This window comes from Ideonella sp. FW305-24 (assembly GCF_058788035.1).
In genome coordinates this window covers 652,721-670,416 of sequence record NZ_JBYTAI010000002.1, presented here as the reverse complement: position 1 = coordinate 670,416, position 17,696 = coordinate 652,721, and the positions used below count along the sequence as shown (strand labels likewise).

Annotated in this window: 19 protein-coding genes; 10 read left to right on the top strand and 9 right to left on the bottom strand. The window is 68.1% G+C overall.

Annotated features, from left to right (window positions below; translation table 11 throughout):
• Positions 1–4: 4 nt before the first annotated feature.
• From mreD to AC3WR5_RS08640, 3 genes are all read right to left on the bottom strand, one after another.
• On the bottom strand, positions 5–526 hold the full coding sequence (gene mreD, locus AC3WR5_RS08650; RefSeq protein ID WP_492483519.1) for a rod shape-determining protein MreD: 522 nt from the start codon (positions 524–526) through the stop codon (positions 5–7).
• A complete protein-coding gene (gene mreC, locus AC3WR5_RS08645; protein ID WP_492483517.1) occupies positions 523–1,551 on the bottom strand; it encodes a rod shape-determining protein MreC in 1,029 nt (342 codons plus the stop codon). Before mreC ends, mreD begins: the two co-directional genes overlap by 4 nt.
• A 78-nt stretch (positions 1,552–1,629) precedes the next feature.
• Entirely contained in the window at positions 1,630–2,673 is a 1,044-nt protein-coding gene (locus AC3WR5_RS08640) for a rod shape-determining protein (RefSeq protein WP_141287514.1), read from the bottom strand.
• 290 nt (positions 2,674–2,963) lie between these two features.
• Between AC3WR5_RS08640 and gatC the strand changes: the two genes are divergently transcribed.
• The 3 genes from gatC to gatB are packed head-to-tail and all read left to right on the top strand — an operon-like array spanning position 2,964 to position 6,222.
• Positions 2,964–3,263 carry an Asp-tRNA(Asn)/Glu-tRNA(Gln) amidotransferase subunit GatC gene (gatC, locus tag AC3WR5_RS08635; RefSeq protein ID WP_325656045.1) on the top strand — a complete coding sequence of 100 codons (300 nt, stop codon included), beginning with the start codon at positions 2,964–2,966 and terminating at the stop codon, positions 3,261–3,263.
• Entirely contained in the window at positions 3,260–4,774 is a 1,515-nt protein-coding gene (gatA, locus tag AC3WR5_RS08630) for an Asp-tRNA(Asn)/Glu-tRNA(Gln) amidotransferase subunit GatA (RefSeq protein WP_492483514.1), read from the top strand. The genes gatC and gatA overlap by 4 nt, the downstream gene beginning before the upstream one ends.
• 2 nt (positions 4,775–4,776) lie before the next feature.
• A complete protein-coding gene (gene gatB, locus AC3WR5_RS08625) occupies positions 4,777–6,222 on the top strand; it encodes an Asp-tRNA(Asn)/Glu-tRNA(Gln) amidotransferase subunit GatB (RefSeq protein ID WP_492483512.1) in 1,446 nt (481 codons plus the stop codon).
• Positions 6,223–6,231: 9 nt separating this feature from the next.
• Here gatB and AC3WR5_RS08620 read toward each other — a convergent pair whose 3' ends face one another.
• The 3 genes from AC3WR5_RS08620 to pyrE form a co-directional block, all read right to left on the bottom strand.
• Entirely contained in the window at positions 6,232–6,633 is a 402-nt protein-coding gene (locus AC3WR5_RS08620) for a hypothetical protein (RefSeq protein ID WP_492483510.1), read from the bottom strand.
• Positions 6,630–7,316 carry a hypothetical protein gene (locus tag AC3WR5_RS08615; protein WP_141287509.1) on the bottom strand — a complete coding sequence of 229 codons (687 nt, stop codon included), beginning with the start codon at positions 7,314–7,316 and terminating at the stop codon, positions 6,630–6,632. The genes AC3WR5_RS08620 and AC3WR5_RS08615 overlap by 4 nt, the downstream gene beginning before the upstream one ends.
• 93 nt (positions 7,317–7,409) lie before the next feature.
• Positions 7,410–8,084, bottom strand: coding sequence for an orotate phosphoribosyltransferase (pyrE, locus tag AC3WR5_RS08610; RefSeq protein ID WP_492483508.1), 675 nt, complete (start codon positions 8,082–8,084; stop codon positions 7,410–7,412).
• A 12-nt stretch (positions 8,085–8,096) separates the two neighbouring features.
• Between pyrE and AC3WR5_RS08605 the strand changes: the two genes are divergently transcribed.
• Genes AC3WR5_RS08605 through AC3WR5_RS08595 form a run of 3 tightly spaced genes read left to right on the top strand, consistent with a single transcriptional unit; the run spans position 8,097 to position 9,607 of the window.
• Complete coding sequence (locus tag AC3WR5_RS08605) at positions 8,097–8,885, top strand: exodeoxyribonuclease III (protein ID WP_492483506.1); 789 nt, start codon at positions 8,097–8,099, stop codon at positions 8,883–8,885.
• A gap of 54 nt (positions 8,886–8,939) precedes the next feature.
• Entirely contained in the window at positions 8,940–9,194 is a 255-nt protein-coding gene (locus AC3WR5_RS08600; RefSeq protein ID WP_492483504.1) for a type II toxin-antitoxin system Phd/YefM family antitoxin, read from the top strand.
• Positions 9,191–9,607 (top strand): type II toxin-antitoxin system VapC family toxin, encoded by a 417-nt coding sequence (locus tag AC3WR5_RS08595; RefSeq protein ID WP_492483503.1) that lies wholly within the window; start codon positions 9,191–9,193, stop codon positions 9,605–9,607. Before AC3WR5_RS08600 ends, AC3WR5_RS08595 begins: the two co-directional genes overlap by 4 nt.
• 33 nt (positions 9,608–9,640) lie before the next feature.
• On the opposite strand, the gene AC3WR5_RS08590 is transcribed toward AC3WR5_RS08595, so the two are convergent.
• The 3 genes from AC3WR5_RS08590 to AC3WR5_RS08580 form a co-directional block, all read right to left on the bottom strand.
• Positions 9,641–10,786: an HD-GYP domain-containing protein gene (locus AC3WR5_RS08590; RefSeq protein WP_492483501.1), complete on the bottom strand. Its 1,146-nt coding sequence runs from the start codon at positions 10,784–10,786 to the stop codon at positions 9,641–9,643.
• A gap of 186 nt (positions 10,787–10,972) precedes the next feature.
• A complete protein-coding gene (locus AC3WR5_RS08585) occupies positions 10,973–12,184 on the bottom strand; it encodes a mechanosensitive ion channel family protein (protein WP_492483499.1) in 1,212 nt (403 codons plus the stop codon).
• A gap of 64 nt (positions 12,185–12,248) precedes the next feature.
• Positions 12,249–13,901 (bottom strand): acyl-CoA dehydrogenase family protein, encoded by a 1,653-nt coding sequence (locus AC3WR5_RS08580; RefSeq protein WP_492483497.1) that lies wholly within the window; start codon positions 13,899–13,901, stop codon positions 12,249–12,251.
• 236 nt (positions 13,902–14,137) lie between these two features.
• Here AC3WR5_RS08580 and AC3WR5_RS08575 point away from each other — a divergent pair, with 236 nt between their 5' ends.
• The 4 genes from AC3WR5_RS08575 to AC3WR5_RS08560 all read left to right on the top strand — a co-directional run bounded on the left by AC3WR5_RS08575 (position 14,138) and on the right by AC3WR5_RS08560 (position 17,647).
• Positions 14,138–15,163 carry an SDR family oxidoreductase gene (locus AC3WR5_RS08575; protein WP_492483495.1) on the top strand — a complete coding sequence of 342 codons (1,026 nt, stop codon included), beginning with the start codon at positions 14,138–14,140 and terminating at the stop codon, positions 15,161–15,163.
• A gap of 92 nt (positions 15,164–15,255) precedes the next feature.
• Positions 15,256–15,774, top strand: coding sequence for a MarR family winged helix-turn-helix transcriptional regulator (locus AC3WR5_RS08570; protein WP_492483493.1), 519 nt, complete (start codon positions 15,256–15,258; stop codon positions 15,772–15,774).
• Between the two features lie 153 nt (positions 15,775–15,927).
• Positions 15,928–16,566 carry an MBL fold metallo-hydrolase gene (locus AC3WR5_RS08565; protein ID WP_492483491.1) on the top strand — a complete coding sequence of 213 codons (639 nt, stop codon included), beginning with the start codon at positions 15,928–15,930 and terminating at the stop codon, positions 16,564–16,566.
• A 241-nt stretch (positions 16,567–16,807) separates the two neighbouring features.
• Entirely contained in the window at positions 16,808–17,647 is an 840-nt protein-coding gene (locus AC3WR5_RS08560; RefSeq protein WP_231010417.1) for a helix-turn-helix transcriptional regulator, read from the top strand.
• Positions 17,648–17,696: the final 49 nt, after the last annotated feature.

Genomic DNA, 17,696 nt, shown 5'->3' with positions numbered 1-17,696 from the left:
TGTTTCACAGCGGCCGGGTCTTGTCCGGGTCCGGCGGCCGGCGCTGCGGTGCCAGCAGCACCCAGCTCGCCACCGGCCACAGCAGGGCCTGGATCAGCGGCGCCAGCGCCAGCTGCCAGCCGGGGAAGGCGTCGCCGGCCATCAGTCGGATCAGCAGCGAGACCAGCTGGGCGATGAAAAACAGCGGCAGCACGTGCAGCAGCTGCGCGCCCCAGCCGAAACCCAGCACCCGGCGGTGCAGCGCAATCGCGAAGTAGCTCAGCAGGCTGTAGGACAGCGCATGCTGGCCCAGCAGCGCGCCTTCGTGCACGTCCATCAGCAGGCCAAACACAAAGGCCCAGCCAATGCCGACCCGGCGCGGCTGGTGCACGTTCCAGAACACCAGCACCAGCGCGATGAAGTCCGGCATCGCTGCGTAGCGGCCCAGCGGCATCAGGTTGAGCGCCATCGCCAGCAGCAGCGAGAACCACAGGAAGACCGGATTGACCGGCAGCAGCAGCTGCCCGGCGCCGCGCGGCATGATCATCTGCGCTCTCCCTTGGGCTTGCTGCTGCTGGCGCTGGCGGCGGGACGCGAGGCGGCCGCGGCCGGGCGGGAGGCCGCAGGACGCGGTGCACTGGCCGCGGTGCGCGGTGCGCTGGCGGTCGCCGCGCGTGTTGGTGGCGAGACCGGCGTGGCAGCCGCTTCATGCGCGGGTTGCTGCTGCTCCAGCGGCTCCAGCACCAGCACATGGTGCACGCCGCCCAGCGGCGCCATCGGCTGCAGGCCGATGCGGGCAAAACCGGCGTCGCCGCGCCTGTCCATGCGCGTGACCTTGGCCACCGGCAGCCCGGCGGGGTAGATGCCGTCCACGCCGCTGGTGGTCAGCAGGTCGCCGACCTGCACGTCGTCGGTCGCCGAGACGAAGCGCAGTTCCATCTGGTTTTCCTCGCCGCTGCCAAAGGCTGCGCTGCGGTGCTGGGTGCGGGTGTTCAGCACCGGAATGGCGGCGTCCTTGTCGATCAGCAGCGTGACCTCGGCGCTCATCAGGTAGGTGCGCGTGACCTGGCCCAGCACGCCGGCTTCGTTGATCACCGGCGAGCCGTCGACCACGCCGTGGCGGCTGCCGCGGTCGATGAAGAGCTTGTGCGAATAAGGGTCCGGCGCTTCGTACAGCACCTCGGCCGCCAGCGAGCGCACCTGCAGCCCTGGCCGCAGGCCCAGCAGCGCACGCAGCTCGGCGTTTTCGTGGGCCAGCCGGCCGGCGCTGGCCGACTGTTCGGACTGGACCACCAGCTTCTGCTGCAAAGCGTCGGCCTTGGCATAGGCCTGGTGCACGCCGCCGAAATATTCGCCGACGCCGTCCCAGGCCTGCATCGGCAGGCTGAGCACGCGCACCACCGGCAGCAGCGCGGTGGCCATGGCGTTGCGCAGCGGCTGGGTCAGCGCGAAGCGGTGGTCGGCGGCCATCAGGAAGATGGCCAGCGCGGTGCACAGCAAGAGCTTGGAAAGCGCGGGCAGGCCCTGCCGGAAGAAGGGCGGTGGGCTGCGGTCGAAGGTGCCCAGTGGCATGGCGGTCGGGCGCTTGTCAGGGCATGAACAGAGGAGGCCGCGGCGTCAACGGACGACGTGCGGCCCTGCGGCGGCCGGTTACTCCTGCGTGAAGATCGAGCCCAGGCGTTCCATGCTTTCCAGCGCCATGCCGCAACCGCGCACCACGCAGGTCAGCGGGTCTTCGGCCACCAGCACCGGCAGGCCGGTTTCCTCGGCCAGCAGGCGGTCCAGGTCGCGCAGCAGCGCGCCGCCGCCGGTCAGCATCATGCCGCGCTCGGCGATGTCGGCGCCGAGTTCCGGCGGGGTTTGCTCCAGCGCGTTTTTCACCGAAGAGACGATCTGGTTCAGCGGGTCGGTCAGCGCTTCCAGGATCTCGTTGGACGAGATGGTGAAGCTGCGCGGCACGCCTTCGGAAAGGTTGCGGCCCTTGACTTCCATTTCCTTCACCTCGGAGCCGGGGAAGGCCGAACCAATGTTCTTCTTGATCGCCTCGGCGGTGGGCTCGCCGATCAGCATGCCGTAGTTGCGGCGGATGTAGTTGATGATGGCTTCGTCGAACTTGTCGCCACCGACCCGGACCGAGCCCTTGTAGACCATGCCGCCCAGCGAGATCACGCCGACCTCGGTGGTGCCGCCGCCAATGTCGACCACCATCGAGCCCGAGGCTTCCGACACCGGCAGGCCGGCACCGATGGCTGCTGCCATTGGTTCTTCGATCAGGTAGACCTCGGAGGCGCCTGCGCCCAGGGCAGATTCGCGGATGGCCCGACGCTCGACCTGGGTCGAGCCGCAGGGCACGCAGATGATGATGCGCGGGCTGGGCTTCAGCAGGGACCGCGGATGGACCATCTTGATGAACTGCTTGAGCATTTGCTCGGTGACGGTGAAGTCGGCGATCACGCCGTCCTTCATCGGGCGGATGGCCTCGATGTTGCCCGGCACCTTGCCCAGCATGGCCTTGGCTTCGTGGCCCACGGCCTGGATGGTCTTCTTGCCGTTGGGGCCGCCTTCGTGACGGATGGAAACGACCGAGGGCTCGTCCAGCACGATGCCCTTGCCTCGCACGTAGATCAGCGTGTTGGCGGTGCCCAGGTCAATGGCGAGGTCGGTGGAAACGTAGCGGCGGAGGGAAGCGAACATGGGGGCTCAGTCCAGACAATGGCAGGCCACGAGGTCGGCGGCCATCCACGTCCGTTGGACGCAGGGCGGGCTCAGTACCTCGAGGCTCATGGATGGGGGGTGTGCTCGTCGAACTTGCGGGCCTCGTGCCACGCAGCAGGATCGCTGGACATGGCATCGGAAGAGGTCGCCGATAGGTCGCGGATAACCGGAGATAATACCCCAAGCCCCCCGCAGACATGGGGTGCGCAGGCCCTTTTTTGCCCGCTGGAAGCCTCTTCCGGCCGCTTCGATTTCACCTTGAAACACCCATGGCACTCTCCCCCGCGGACGTGAGCCGCATCGCCCATCTGGCGCGCCTGGAACTCTCCGGCGCCGAGGCCGACGCGATGCTCACCCAGCTGAATGGCTTCTTCGGCATCGTCGAACAGATGAGCGCGGTCGACACCCGCGGCGTCGAGCCGCTGTACACCCCGCTGTCGGCGGTGCAGGACGTGACACTGCGCCTGCGCGACGACGTGGTGACCGAAAGCAACAATCGCGAGCGTAACCAACTGAGCGCCCCTGCCGTCGAGAACGGCCTGTTCCTCGTGCCCAAGGTGATCGAATGAGCGCAGGTGAATTGCACACCCTCGGCGTGGCCCAGCTGTCGGCCAAGCTGGCCGCTGGCGAAGTCTCGTCCACCGAGTTGACCCAGCACCTGCTGGGCCGCGCCAAGTCCCACGCCGCGCTGGGCGCCTATTTGCACCTGGACGAAGCCGGCGCGCTGGCCACCGCTGCGGTGGCCGACGAGCGCCGCGCCGCCGGCAAGGCCACGCCGCTGACCGGCATTCCACTGGCGCACAAGGACATCTTCGTCACCCGCGACATGCCCACCACCGCCGGCTCGAAGATGCTGGCCGGCTACCGCAGCCCGTTCGACGCGACCGTGGTCGCCCGCCTGGGCAATGGCGCGGACGACTTCGACGGCGCCGGCATGGTGTCGCTGGGCAAGCTCAACTGCGACGAATACGCGATGGGCTCGGCCAACGAGAACTCCGCCTTCGGGCCGGTGCGCAACCCCTGGGACACCTCGCGCGTGCCCGGCGGTTCGTCCGGCGGCTCGGCTGCTGCGGTCGCCGCGCGCCTGGTGCCTGCTGCGACCGGCACCGACACCGGTGGCTCGATCCGCCAGCCGGCCAGCTTCTCGGGCATCACCGGCATCAAGCCGACCTATGGCGTGTGCTCGCGCTACGGCATGATCGCCTTCGCCTCCAGCCTGGACCAGGCCGGCCCGATGGCGCGCAGCGCCGAGGACTGCGCGCTGCTGCTGTCGGCCATGAGCGGCTTCGACACCCGCGACGCGACCAGCGCCGAGCGCCCGCCGCAGGACTTCCATGCCGCGATGCTTACCGCGCGTGACGGCGCCACCGCAGCTCAGCCGCTGAAGGGCTTGCGCATCGGCCTGCCGCTGGAGTTTTTCCCGGCCGCGCTGGCGGCCGACGTGAACGGCGCCGTGCGCGGTGCGCTGGCCGAGCTGGAGAAGCTGGGCGCCACGCTGGTGGACCTCAGCCTGCCGCGCACCGAGCTGTCGATTCCCGTGTACTACATCATCGCGCCGGCCGAGGCCAGCTCGAACCTGAGCCGCTTCGACGGCGTCAAGTTCGGCCATCGCGCTAAGCAACACGGCGACCTGCTGGACATGTACAAGAAGACGCGCGCCGAAGGCTTTGGCGCCGAGGTCAAGCGCCGGATCATGATCGGCACCTACGTGCTGAGCCACGGCTACTACGACGCCTACTACCTGCAGGCGCAGAAGCTGCGCCGCATGATCGCCGACGACTTCCAGGCCTGCTTCCAGCAGTGCGACCTGATCGCCGGCCCGGTGGCGCCCACGGTGGCCTGGAAGCTGGGCGAGCAGGGCGACGATCCGGTCAAGGCCTACCTCGCCGACATCTTCACGCTGTCCGGCAGCCTGGCCGGCCTGCCCGGCATGAGCGTGCCGGCCGGTTTCGGCGAACACGGCATGCCGGTCGGCCTGCAACTGATCGGCAACTACTTCCAGGAAGGCCGGCTGCTGCACGCGGCGCACGCGCTGCAGCAGGCCACCGATTTCCACCTCCGCACGCCGGGGGGCTTCTGACCATGTCCGCACCTCAACTCATCCGCGGCTACGAGGTCGTCATCGGCCTCGAAAACCACGTCCAGCTCTCCACGCTGTCCAAGATCTTCAGCGGCGCCTCGACCGCCTTCGGCGCCGAGCCCAACACCCAGGCCTGCCCGGTGGATCTGGCGCTGCCCGGCACGCTGCCGGTGCTCAACCGCGCTGCCGTGGAGCGGGCCATCCGTTTTGGCCTGGCGGTGGGTGCCAAGGTGGCGCCGCTGTCCATCTTCGCGCGCAAGAACTACTTCTATCCGGACCTGCCCAAGGGCTACCAGATCTCGCAATTCGAGATCCCGGTGGTGCAGGGCGGCGAGGTCGAGTTCTTCGTCGGCGGCGAGAAGAAGAAGGTGCAGCTGACCCGCGCTCACCTGGAGGAAGACGCTGGCAAGAGCCTCCACGAGGACTTCCAGGGCATGTCGGGCATCGACCTGAACCGGGCCGGCACGCCGCTGCTGGAGATCGTCTCCGAGCCGGACATGCGCTCGGCCCAGGAAGCCGTGGAATACGCCAAGACGCTGCATGCGCTGGTCATGTGGCTGGGCATCTGCGACGGCAACATGCAGGAAGGCTCGTTCCGCTGCGACGTGAACGTCTCGGTGCGCAAGCCGGGCCGCCCCTACGGCACGAGGCGCGAGATCAAGAACCTCAACAGCTTCCGCTACCTGGTGGACGCGGTGAACTACGAGGTGAACTGGCAGATCGACCAGATCGAGGACGGCCTGCCGATCCAGCAGGCCACCGTGCTCTACAACCCGGACCGCGGCGAGACCCGCGCGATGCGTTCGAAGGAAGACTCGGCGGACTACCGCTACTTCCCCGACCCCGACCTGCCGCCGCTGGTGATCGCACCCGAGTGGGTGGAGCGCGTGAAGGGCGAGATGCCGGAACTGCCGCGCGCGATGGCCGAGCGCTTCGTGCAGCAGGACGGCCTGCCGGCTTACGACGCGACGATGATGACCCAGTCGCTGGGCTTCGCCCGCTACTACGAGGCCGCACGTGAGGTTTGCAGGCAGCCCAAGCTGGTCGCCAACTGGCTGATGGGCGAGATCAGCAAGCGGCTGAATGCGGAGGATCGCGGCATCGAGCAGGCGCCGGTGTCGCCGGCCACCTTGGCCACGCTGATCCAGCGCATCCACGACGGCACCGTGTCGAACAACTCGGCCCGGCAGGTCTTCGAGGCCCTGTGGAACGGGGCGGGCAGCGACGTGGACGCCATCATTGACGCCAAGGACCTGCGCCAGTCCAACGACAGTGGCGCGCTGGAGAAGATCGTCGACGAGGTGATTGCCGCGAACCCGAAGTCGGTCGAGGAATACAAGGCAGGCAAGGACAAGGCCTTCAACGCGCTGGTGGGTCAGGTCATGAAGGCCAGCAAAGGCAAGGCCAATCCGGCCCAGGCCAGCGAGCTGCTGAAGCAGAAGCTCTGAGCCGGCGACTCAGCGCGAGGCGGTCTCGCCTGCCGGTGGGCGGCGTGACGCTCCGCTGCCGTTCAACACCTCGGGCTCCAGCGAGGCCACGACCTTCTTGCAGATCAGCGTCGGCTGGTCCTTGCGTGCCAGTTCGGCCTGGCTCTTGGCCAACGTCAGCGTCACGCCGGCGTTGTTGACGAAGCGGGCGTCGGCCCGGTCGCGCACGCGCTTGAGCTGGTATTCCTGGCTGTCCAGCTTGAGCTTGGCGTCGCGCGGCGTCATCGTCGCGTTCAGCACCTGGCCGTTGTCGCAGCGATAGGTCGCCGGGGAGGCAGATGCACCCGCGGCGGCGCCGGCCAGCAGCAGGGCGGCGACGCAATGCGGCAGGTGGGCGCTGAAAGGCGTCGTCAGGTTGACCAGAATTGTCATGGGGTGGCGCGCTTGGCGGCAGGATCGGCCGCGCCCGGCGCGGCACCGGCCCACAGCTGCTGCAGCCGCGAGCGTTCTGCGTCGAACTGTTGCACGATGCGTTCCCGCTCCGCTTCCTGGTTCTGCAGGATGGTGCGCTGCGCCTCGGTGGCGCCCTCGTTGGCATTGATGCGCGAGCGCAGTTCGTCCGGAGACGACCGGTTGCCCAGTGCGGCACGTTCGGTGGCCAGCCCGTCGGCCTCGGCTTCCAGCGTGTGCAGCCGGCTCTTGGCCGCATCGATCAGCTTTTGCACCGGCGCCAGCGCGCGCTGGCGCGCCACGTCATGCGAGCCGGCGTCGGGGTAGCGCGTCAGCAGCATGCGGTCGCGCCGCACGGCTTCGTTCTGCGTCGCCAGGTCCTGCGACTGCTGCTTCTTCAGGTCTTCCAGCCGGTCCTGCTCCTCGCGCGAGCGCAGTGGCGGCACCACGCCGCGCTGGCTGCCGTCCCGGCCCAGCACGCGCTGCTCCTGCGACAGGCATTCGGGAATCGGCCGGTCCGAGCTGAGCCGGCGTCCGCTGGCATCGGTGCAGGTGTAGATGCGCCCATCGCCGGTTTGCGGCTTGGCATCGACCGCCCAGGCAGCGGGCGCCGCAGCGGCCAGCATGGCGCCGAACAACACACTCAGCAGAACTGGTGACGCCATGGACGGAGGGTGGGCAAGGAGAGAGGAACTTCGGAGGCGAGCGTACGTCATCTGGCAAGGGCCGGATGCGTCGGTCAGCAGGTGTTTCAGCGCTTAGATTCCGTAACGCGTGCGATAGGCCGCGACGCGTTCGGTGTTGGCTGCCAGCGTGGCGTCGCCGGTGGTGGCCAGGAATTGCATCAGGTCGGCCAGCGTGGCGATGGACAGCACCTGCAAGCCCAGTTCCTGCTCGACATACTGCACGCCCGAGCGGCGGTTGGCGGGATCGTCGGACGCGCGCTCCTGGCGGTCCATCGTGATGGCCACGCCCACCGGCGTCGCGCCTGCGGCGCGGATCATTTCAGCGGCTTCGCGCTTGGAAGCGCCGTCGGTGATCACGTCGTCGATGATCAGCACCCGGCCCTTGACCGGCGCGCCGACCAGCGTGCCGCCTTCGCCATGGTCCTTGGCTTCCTTGCGGTTGTACGCATAAGGCACGCTCTTGCCGTGCTTGGCCAGGCCGATGGCGACCGCAGCCGCCAGCGTGATGCCCTTGTAGGCCGGGCCGAACAGCATGTCGAATTCGATGCCCGAGGCCAGCAGGCGGCGTGCATAGAATTCGCCCAGCCGCATCAGCTTCGCGCCATCGTCGAACAGCCCCGTGTTGAAGAAATACGGCGACTGCCGACCCGCCTTGGTGGTGAACTCGCCGAAGCGCAGCACCCCCGCTTCCACCGAGAACTGCACGAAATCCTGCGCCAGCGGGTCGGTATGGGGAACGGTCTTCATGGAGAAATTCAAATGGGATTCAGGCTGGTGACGCTGAACTTGAACGGGATCCGTTCGGCAGCGACCAAGGGCTTCATGCAATGGACGGAAAGCGTCTCGCCAGATTGTATGGGGGTGCAGGAAGTCAAGGCCCAGGCAGTCGACGTGAATGGGAAGTACGACACGGTTGCCGGCATGAATGGGCATTTCCACTACGCGCAGAAGAAGGGTTACTCGGGCGTTGGGGCTTACAGCAAGAAGGAGCCCAGCGATGTGATCACCGGCTTTGGCGTCGAGGAATTCGACTTCGAAGGCCGCTACATCGAGTTGCGCTTCGACACGCTCGCTCGCAGATTCAGCGTCATCAGTTGCTACTTCCCCAGCGGCTCATCGGGCGAAGAACGCCAGCGGGCCAAGTTCCGCTTCCTGGCCCAGATGTACCCGTACCTGATGACGCTGAAGGCCGAGCGCGAGTTCGTGCTGGTGGGCGACATCAACATCGCCCACAAGGCCATCGACCTGAAAAACTGGAAGGGCAACCAGAAGAACTCCGGCTTCCTGCCCGAAGAGCGGGACTGGATGACCACGCTGCTCGAAGAAGGCGGCCTGGTCGACGTTTTCCGCAAGCTCAACGACAAACCCGAGCAATACACCTGGTGGAGCAACCGCGGCCAGGCCTGGGCCAAGAACGTGGGCTGGCGCCTGGACTACCACCTCGCCACCCCCGGCATCGCCGCCACCGCCCAGCGCGAATACATCCACCTCGACCAGCGCTTCTCGGACCACGCGCCGCTGGTGATCGATTACGACTTCAGCTTGTGAAGGCGCGTCCGCACCGATAAAATCTGACCAGTCTGGTCTGAATGGAGCGAAGCGATGAACACTTGGCAGATGCAGGACGCGAAAGCGCGCTTGTCCGAATTGGTGAAGCTTGCCGAAGTGGATGGGCCTCAGGACATCACTTTGCACGGTCGCTCGGTGGCCGTGGTCCTGTCACGCGCCGCGTATCAGCGGCTCTCAGGCCAGGGCGCTTCTCTGACCGAGTTCATGCAAGCCTCGCCGCTGGCCGGCCTGGAAGATGAGCTGAGGTTCGAGCGCAGCGACAGCCTCACCCGGGACGTCAGCTTTTGAGCTATCTCGTCGATACCAACGTGCTGTCGGAACTGCGTCGCAGGCAGCCGGACGCGCAGGTTGTGCAATGGTTTTCGGCTCGACCTGCTGGCACCTTGTACTTGAGCGTGCTGACGCTGGGTGAAATCCGCAAAGGCGTTGAAGCCCTGTCCGATCAGCGTCGCAAGCTGCCTCTGCTGGACTGGCTCGAAACAGACCTCCCGGCATTTTTTGAGGGGCGCATCCTGCCCGTGGATCGCGCCGTGGCGGAACTTTGGGGACGCATGCAAGCCCAAGCTGGGCGTCCCCTGCCGGCCATTGACAGCCTGCTCGCAGCGACAGCGCAGCATCATGGCCTGATGCTGGTCACGCGCAATGTGCGCGACATGGAGGGCCTGGGCGCGTCCTTGGTCAACCCCTGGCATTCGTCCTGACAAGACTGGCAGGGCGAGGTTCTTGCGCTGGAACTAGGCACCGCTCGCCTTGTTGGCGATCAGGCCGGCCACCATCTCGTCGGTGAGCCGCATCGGCAGCGCCTGGGCTGACAGCAGCGCCACCACCGCGTGGTCGGCCTGGGCGCTGTCGCGCGTGACCGGCACCCCACGCGGCGCGCCGTTGGCATTGGTGAGCGCGACCACCAGGGGCCAGTGGGCGCGTTCGCCGTTGCGCACCACCAGGCCCATCTCGCCCGAGGCCAGCTTGACCAGGCTGCCGGGCGGGAACACGCCGAAGGCCCTGATCAGCGCCGTGGCCAGCGGGCTGGCGCCTGCCATCTGGTGAAGTTCGCGCCCGGCCTGCTGGGCGCTCATTGCCGGCCGGTTGGCGCGGCTGTTCAGGCGGGCGGTGTAGACATCGGCCAGGCGCAGCATCTCGGCCAGTTCGCTGACGTCCGTCGCGCCGCTCGGGTAACCCGAGCCGTCCGCCAGTTCGTGGTGCTGGATCACCGCGTCCAGCCAGTCCTGGTCGGTGATGCCGGCCTGGCTGAGCATCTCGGCGCTGCGGGTCGGGTGCTCGTTGATGGTTTCGCGCTGCTTGGCCGTCAGCGGCGAGACCTGTTGTGCCAGCCGGGCCTGCAGGTCGAACATTGACAGGTTCATCGTCAGCGCGGCCTGGAAGGCCCGGCGCTGCTCGGTGGCGCTCCAGCCCAGGTAACGCGCGGCCGCCTGGCAGGCCGTGGCGGCATGGATGGAATGGTTCACGCCATAGTGCCCGGCCCCGCTGTCGGGCTGGCGCACCACCTGCGAGAGCGCCATGTCGGGGGAAAACTCGATCAGTGCCAGCAACTGATCCGTGGTCTTGTGAAGCGCGCCAGCCAACTCTGCGCTGGGTGCGTTCAGCGCTCGCTTCACCTCGCGCGAACGGCGCTCCCACTCCTGCGGCAACTGGGCGTGCCGCTGTGCCGGGTTTTCGCTGCGCACTGCCTGCACCGCTTCGGCCAGTTCTTCCAGCTCGACCACCGCCCCGCGCTTGAACAGCGCCTGCAACTGGGCCTCGTCGACGATGACCTGGCCGCGCGCCAGCAACAGCATCTGGCTTGCGTCTCGCACGCTGAACGGCAGCGGCTCACCCAGCACGATGCGATTCTTGACCGAGGAGAGTGAGCAAACAGGCATGACGACAGTTGAGGGTTGCGGCCGCCGCCGCGTGTGAAGACCGATGTTGCCATGCAACGCCTGCATCCTTGCTGGGCCGGGCAACGCCCTTTTGACGTTTGCCTTGCCTGAGCCAGGAAGCAGGGCATGCATGACCGACCCGCGCAGGCCCGGATCATCCCGGTCACAAAGCTTCGCGAGCTTGGCTCAGCGTGGCGGCGCTGCAGGTGGCGTCACGCCGCCGGTTGGCGCGGCCAGGCTGGCCATGCCGGTCTGGGTGTTGACTTCGCTGCCGCCAGTGGCCTGCGCGCCAGGCGCGGAGGCGGCCGGTGTGGCACCGGCTTCTGCTGCGCGGCTGGGCGGGATGTTCTGCGCAGACGCTGCGCCTTGCAGCTCGGCGCGCACCCTGGGCAGCGCCTGCGGCTGGCTGCGTTGCAGGAAGGCGATCAGGCCTTCGCGCAGCAGGCAGCGCAGGTCCCAGTTCTGGCCAGCGGAAGGCGAGCTGACGATCAGCCGCAGCTGCATCGCGTTTTCGCTGGTCTCCACCACCTGCAGCAGGCAGACACGGCCGTCGTAGTCCTGGCTGGACTGGGCCAGCCGCGTGGCCTCGGCGCGCATCGGCGCGAGGTCGGTCGTGTAGTCGACCCACAGCATCACGCTGCCGATGATTTGCGAGGTCGTGCGGGTCCAGTTCTGGAACGGGTGCTCGATGAACCACTGCAGCGGGATGATGAGCCGGCGCTCGTCCCAGATCTTCAGCACCACATAGGTCCCGGTGATCTCCTCGACCCGGCCCCATTCGTTCTCGACGATCAGCACGTCGTCGATGCGGATCGGCTGCGACAGCGCGATCTGCAGGCCGGCCAGCAGGTTGCCGAACACCGACTTGGCGGCAATGCCGATCACCAGGGCCGAGAGCCCTGCCGAGGCCAGCAGGCTGGTGCCGAGCTGGCGCGCGCGGGGGAAGGTCATCAGCATGAAGGCCAGGCCTGCCAGCAGCAGCCCGGCAATGGCGATGCGCGACAGCACGCGGGCCTGCGTCATCACCCGCCGGGCTTCGAGGTTGTCGGCGACGTCCTGTGGGTGCAGCAAGGCAACCGCATCGACCACGCCGCGCACCGCAGCGATCGCTGCAGCGGTGAAGGCGCCGATCAGCGCAATGCCGGTCCAGTGGCGCAGGCCGTCGATGCCGCGCAGCTCGTCCGGCACGCCGGCCCAGACCAGCTCCAGCGCGATCAGCGGCAGCAGCCACTTCAGGGCCGGCTGCAGCCGCACTGCCACGGCATGCAATACCGGCGAATGCTGGGTCACCCGCCGCACCAGCGGCTGGCTGAATCTGTAGACCAGCCAGGCCAACACCGCGGCACCCAGGCCCACCGCCAGCGGTTGCCACCATTCGTAGAGATCGAAATGCTGCATCGCGGCAGCGAGGCAAACGGCGTGCCGCTCTGCTGCGCCGCAGCATCGGGATCAGCCCGAAAATTCAGGCCGGGTAGGCGCGCTGCAGCAGCGCATTCACGTCCAGGCCCCGCGTGTCCAGCGCGCCTACCACGCTGCCCCACTGGCCGTCGCCAAAGCGGGTGGCGATGAAGGCGCCGGACACCGCTGCCGGCGCGTGCTGGCGCAGCAGCCCCGCCTGCGCCACCAGCACCAGCTGCTGGGCAAAGCGCCGGCCCAGGCCTTCGAGCGCTTCCGGTGGCTCGCGCAGCGCGTCGCCCAGCGCCTGCAGTGCGGCGATCAGCCGCGGTTCGCCGGCGGCCAGGCCGCCGAGTTCGTCCAGCAGCGCCCAGGCGGCGTCGGGCTCGCGGGCCACCGCGCGCATCACGTCCAGGCACATCACGTTGCCCGAGCCCTCCCAGATCGAGTTGACCGGCGCCTCGCGGAACAGCCGCGCCATCGGCCCTTCGTCCACGTAGCCGTTGCCGCCGAACACTTCCATGGCCTCGCCGGTCAGCTCCACCGCGCGCTTGCAGACCCAGAACTTCGCGGCCGGCGTCAGCAGGCGTTTCCACGGCTTCTGTGCCGGCGTGTCGCCCGCCTCGAAGGCCTGCGCCAGGCGCATCGCCAGCACCAGCGCGGCTTCGCTTTCCAGCGCCAGGTCGGCCAGCACTGCGCGCATCAGCGGCTGCTCGGCCAGCGCGCGGCCAAAGGCATGGCGCTGGCGGGTGTAGGCCAGGGCCTGCACAGCGGCCTGACGCAGGATCGCGCTGCTGCCCAGCACGCAGTTCAACCGCGTGTACGTGGCCATCTCGATGATGGTCGGAATGCCGCGGCCCTCGTCGCCCAGCATGAGCCCAAACGCGTCCTGGAACTCCACCTCGCTGCTGGCATTGCTGCGGTTGCCAACCTTCTCCTTCAGCCGCTGGATCTGCACCGCGTTGCGCGTGCCGTCCGGCCGCCAGCGCGGCACGTAGAAGCAGGAGTGCCCGCCTTCGGGTGTGCGGGCGACGACCAGGTGCGCGTCGCTGGTCGGCACCGAAAAGAACCACTTGTGGCCGGTGAGCCGGTACTCGGCACCGCGCCCGCCCGCGCCCACCGGCGTGGCCTGCGTGGTGTTGGCGCGCACGTCCGAGCCACCCTGCTTTTCGGTCATGCCCATGCCGATCCAGCCGGCCGCCTTCTGGGCCACCGGCACATCGCGCGGGTCGTGCTGCGTGCTCAGCAGGTGGGGGCCCACCTCGGCCCAAAGCGCGGGCTCCTTCTGCAGCACCGGAATGGCCGCCTGCGTCATCGTGGCCGGGCACAGCGTGCCGGCCTCGACCTGGCCGTGCAGGTAGAAGCCGGCCGCGGTCGCGGCCCAGCGGCCGGGGCGGTCGTTGTCGAAGGCCAGCGAGACCAGCCCTTGCCGGCGGTACAGCGCCATCAGCGCCTGCCAGCTCGGGTGGTATTCGACCTGGTCGACACGCCGCCCGCGCGCGTCGAAGGCGTGCAGCTCGGGCGTGTGGCGGTTGGCTTCTTCGGCCCAGGCCCAGGTCTCGGGACGGGCCAGTTCGGCGCTGAAGCCTTGCAGCATCGGCATTGCCCAGCCCGCTTGTGCGCGGGCCAGTGCTTCCTGCAGCGCCAGGTCCGTTTCGAGCAGCGGGTAGGCGCTCAGTGCGTCGTACTGGTTGCGAATCTCGTGGGTGGACCAGGCCATGGCGCGCTTCCGGTGGGAACAGAAGCACCCAAGTCTACGCAGCGGGGCAGCGCCCTGCGATCCGGTTAGGCCCCGTGACGCAGCCGCTTGTCGATGGCAAAGCCTGCCGCAGAAATTGCCCACGGCAGCGGGGCGACGCGGCGGCGCGCCGCAGGGCACGGGGATTGCCGGCACAGCGCATTCGACGCGCTGCCAGGCGGCGCGCCACCTCGCTGACACGCACCGAAAGGCACGCCATGAAAACCGCTGAAAAGTCCCGCCCTGACACCGTCAAGCAGAACGCCGACGCGACTGTCGCGCGCCAACGCGCCTTCCAGGCCCAGCAGGACGAGCAGGACGAGCAGGACCAGTTGAAACCTGCCGGCGAGAAGGGTTCGAAGGAAGAGAAGGCGGTACAGGCCGGTGCACGCGAGCAGCCGCGCACACTGGCCAGGCAGCATCTGCAAAAACCGGGCGTCGAGGCCGACCTGGCACTCGCGCCCCGCTTCCAGGCGCCGGACTACAAGGGCAGCGGGAAGCTCCAGGACATGGTCGCCATCATCACCGGCGGCGACTCGGGCATCGGCCGTGCGGTGGCGGTGCTGTATGCCCGCGAAGGCGCAGACGTGGCCATCGTCTACCTGCATTCGGACGAAGACGCCAAGGAGACCTGCAGGCACGTCGAGGCCGAAGGCCGGCGCTGCCTGCTGCTGCGCGGCGACGTGCGCGACAGCGCGTTTTGCATCGACGCGGTGCAGAAGACCGTCAACGCCTACGGCCGGCTGGACGTCCTGGTCAACAACGCGGCGTTCCAGGAACACGCCGCCAGCATCGAGGACATTTCCGACGAGCGGCTGGAAGAGACACTGCAGACCAACATCGGCGGGTATTTCCACATGGCCCGCGCCGCGGTGCCGAAGATGCGTGCCAAGGCCTGCATCATCAACACCGGTTCGGTGGTCGGCCTGAAGGGCAGCCCGCGGCTGCTGGACTACGCCACCACCAAGGGTGCGATCCACGCCTTCACCAAGTCGCTGGCGCAGAACCTCATCTCGAAGAACATCCGCGTCAACGCGGTGGCCCCCGGCCCGGTCTGGACGCCGCTGAACCCCGCCGATTCGCAGGCCGAGCAGGTCGAGAAGTTCGGCCAGGATACCGACATGAAGCGCGCCGCTCAGCCCGAGGAGCTTTCGCCGGCCTACGTCTTCCTGGCCTCGCCGGTGATGTCGGGCTACATCAACGGGATCGTGCTGCCGGTGACCGGCAGCGTCGGTGCGATCTAGCCGCGACGGGTCCTGCAGACCGGCACCGAGCTCAGTGAATCGGTGCCAACGCAGCAAGAGGCGGGGCGGCTCGTGCGCCTTAAACTGAGGCCGTGAACCAGCACTCGCAGCCCCCGACATCTGACATCGCATCCGGCGCCACACCGGGCATCACGCCTGACACAACGCCGGACACCCGCCACAAGAACCCCGGTTACCTGATGAACCGGGCCAGCCGGCTGCTGATGCGCAGGGCCGAGCGGCGGCTGGTCAAGTTCGGCCTGGCGTATGCGCAGGTTCCCGTGATGGTGACGCTCAAATACAGCGAAGCCGGCCTGTGCCAGAAGGACCTGGCCGCGTTGATGCAGATCGAGCAGCCGGCAATGGCCGAACTGCTGGCCCGCATGGCACGCGACGGCCTGATCCTGCGCGAGCCCGACCCCAAGGACAGGCGCAGCAGCCTGGTCACGCTGACCGAGCAGGCCAGGCAACTGCTGCCGCAGGCGCGGCAGACCCTCAGGCAAGGCAGCAGCGAGGCGCTGGCCGACTTCAGCGAGGCTGAGGCCGAACAGTTCATCGGCCTGCTGCAGCGGGTGGTGGCCAACCTCGAAAACTCGGCCGCGCTGGACTAGGCACGCCAGCCGGGTCCCGTCCCGGGCCATTGGTGTGGCCGCTGGTGCTGCCGGTGGCGTCGAAGAGCAGCTGGCCGACTTCGGCGAAGGGCAGCGAACTGTTCAAATCGATCCATGGCAACGTGAGAAGCCGTGAACGAACCTGACCCGCCCATGCTGAGATACCACACCATTCCCGTCACCGCGTTCCAGCAAAACTGCTCACTCGTTTGGTGCGACGAGACGCTGGAAGCGGCGGTGATCGACCCCGGTGGTGGGCTGGACCTGCTGCTGGCCGAGGTTGAGCGGCGCGGGCTGAAGCTGACGGCGATCTGGCTCACGCATGCGCACATCGACCATGCCGGCGGCACCGGACAACTGGCGCGGGAGCGGGGGCTGCCCATCATCGGGCCGCACCCGGGCGACCAGTTCTGGATCGACCAACTGGCGCAGCAAAGCCGCATGTTCGGCTTCCCGCCGGCAGAAGACTTCACACCCACCCGCTGGCTGGCCGATGGGGACACGGTGGCGCTGGGCCACACCGAGGTCAGCGTGCGCCACTGCCCTGGCCACACGCCTGGCCATGTGGTGTTCCACCATGCCGGGGCGCAGCGCTGCTTTGTCGGCGACGTGCTGTTTTCCGGTTCCATCGGGCGCACCGACTTTCCCGGCGGCGACCACGGCACCCTGATTGCCAGCATCCGCGAGCGCCTGTGGCCGATGGGTGACGACACCGTGTTCATTCCCGGCCACGGCCCGGAGAGCAGCTTCGGCCGCGAGCGGCGCCAAAACCCCTACGTGCGCGGGACCTGACCGGGGCTGGGCAAACGGCGTGCGCAAGCCGCCATGTTCACGAATTGTTGCACTGCCGCGCCTGCGCATCTCGTGCCAGCCTCTGTCAAGAAGCCGACACATGTCGCCAAGCGTGGGGACGGAGTGTGAATAACGCACACAGCCCGCAGGTCAAACTCACCACCGGTTACGACTTGTGTTCCCTAAGCTTCCGACCATGGGTGGCCTGTGTTGCGCTGCCTTCTCAACCCGGGAGTTCTCCATGGTGGATCAAGGTCAGAGCCGCGCTTCTCGCAACTCCGCCATGGGCTCGTCGGCGCTCACGCTGGCCGGCAATGTGCACGCCGCGTTGTGGCCCTCGGTCAGCCAGGCCATGGCCTACCGCGGCCCGGAGCGGCGCACCGGCGCCGCGGTGATGGCGCGGCTGATGGCGCTGGCGCTGGACGAGATCGACTACGGCATGCTGGTCATCAACGATGAATACCAGGTGCTGCATGCCAACCATGCCGCGCGCGTCGAGCTGGAAGCCGGCGAGCATCCGCTGACGATGGAAGGCGGCCAGCTGCGCGTGCGGCAGGCGCAAGACCTGCTGGTGCTGCAGGAGGCGCTGCTGGGCGCCAGCCGGCGCGGCCTGCGCAAGCTGCTGTCGCTGGGCACCGGCGCGGCCCGTGCCGGGGTTTCGGTGGTGCCGCTGCCGGCGCTGCCGGGCGACCCGCTGCCCGGCGCCACGCTGCTGGTACTGGGCAAGAGCCAGGTCTGCGGCGCGCTGTCGGTGCAGGGTTTTGCCCGCGCGCACCGGCTCTCGCCAGGCGAAGAACAGGTGCTGATCGCCTTGTGCGATGGCCGCTCGCCGGGCGACATCGCCAAGACCCACGGCGTGGCGATTTCGACCGTGCGCACGCAGATTGCGAACATCCGGGCCAAGACCGGCAGCGTCAGCATCCGCGACCTGATCCAGCAAGTGGCCTTGCTGCCGCCGCTGGTCGGTGCCCTGCGCCAGAAGCCGGAAGCCCGCACCGCCGCGCCGGCAGGCAGCGCCAGCGCGCGGGCGATGCACAGTGCCGATCACCTGCTCGAAGCCCTGGGCGCGTTGACCAGCTGACGCGGCGGGCGGCGCGCGCGAGTTCACGCGCGTCAAGCCGCCTGGCGGC

What these genes read in the sequence shown, in the direction of transcription:
- AC3WR5_RS08565 (WP_492483491.1), top strand. Translation starts at nt 15,928, where the DNA reads ATGCTGAGATACCACACCATTCCCGTCACCGCGTTCCAGCAAAACTGC.
- AC3WR5_RS08600 (WP_492483504.1), top strand. Translation starts at nt 8,940, where the DNA reads ATGAACACTTGGCAGATGCAGGACGCGAAAGCGCGCTTGTCCGAATTG.
- AC3WR5_RS08605 (WP_492483506.1), top strand. Translation starts at nt 8,097, where the DNA reads ATGGGATTCAGGCTGGTGACGCTGAACTTGAACGGGATCCGTTCGGCA.
- pyrE (WP_492483508.1), bottom strand. Translation starts at nt 8,084, where the DNA reads ATGAAGACCGTTCCCCATACCGACCCGCTGGCGCAGGATTTCGTGCAG.
- gatC (WP_325656045.1), top strand. Translation starts at nt 2,964, where the DNA reads ATGGCACTCTCCCCCGCGGACGTGAGCCGCATCGCCCATCTGGCGCGC.
- AC3WR5_RS08575 (WP_492483495.1), top strand. Translation starts at nt 14,138, where the DNA reads ATGAAAACCGCTGAAAAGTCCCGCCCTGACACCGTCAAGCAGAACGCC.
- AC3WR5_RS08585 (WP_492483499.1), bottom strand. Translation starts at nt 12,184, where the DNA reads ATGCAGCATTTCGATCTCTACGAATGGTGGCAACCGCTGGCGGTGGGC.
- gatA (WP_492483514.1), top strand. Translation starts at nt 3,260, where the DNA reads ATGAGCGCAGGTGAATTGCACACCCTCGGCGTGGCCCAGCTGTCGGCC.
- AC3WR5_RS08590 (WP_492483501.1), bottom strand. Translation starts at nt 10,786, where the DNA reads ATGCCTGTTTGCTCACTCTCCTCGGTCAAGAATCGCATCGTGCTGGGT.
- AC3WR5_RS08640 (WP_141287514.1), bottom strand. Translation starts at nt 2,673, where the DNA reads ATGTTCGCTTCCCTCCGCCGCTACGTTTCCACCGACCTCGCCATTGAC.
- mreD (WP_492483519.1), bottom strand. Translation starts at nt 526, where the DNA reads ATGATCATGCCGCGCGGCGCCGGGCAGCTGCTGCTGCCGGTCAATCCG.
- gatB (WP_492483512.1), top strand. Translation starts at nt 4,777, where the DNA reads ATGTCCGCACCTCAACTCATCCGCGGCTACGAGGTCGTCATCGGCCTC.
- AC3WR5_RS08580 (WP_492483497.1), bottom strand. Translation starts at nt 13,901, where the DNA reads ATGGCCTGGTCCACCCACGAGATTCGCAACCAGTACGACGCACTGAGC.
- mreC (WP_492483517.1), bottom strand. Translation starts at nt 1,551, where the DNA reads ATGCCACTGGGCACCTTCGACCGCAGCCCACCGCCCTTCTTCCGGCAG.
- AC3WR5_RS08615 (WP_141287509.1), bottom strand. Translation starts at nt 7,316, where the DNA reads ATGGCGTCACCAGTTCTGCTGAGTGTGTTGTTCGGCGCCATGCTGGCC.
- AC3WR5_RS08560 (WP_231010417.1), top strand. Translation starts at nt 16,808, where the DNA reads ATGGTGGATCAAGGTCAGAGCCGCGCTTCTCGCAACTCCGCCATGGGC.
- AC3WR5_RS08620 (WP_492483510.1), bottom strand. Translation starts at nt 6,633, where the DNA reads ATGACAATTCTGGTCAACCTGACGACGCCTTTCAGCGCCCACCTGCCG.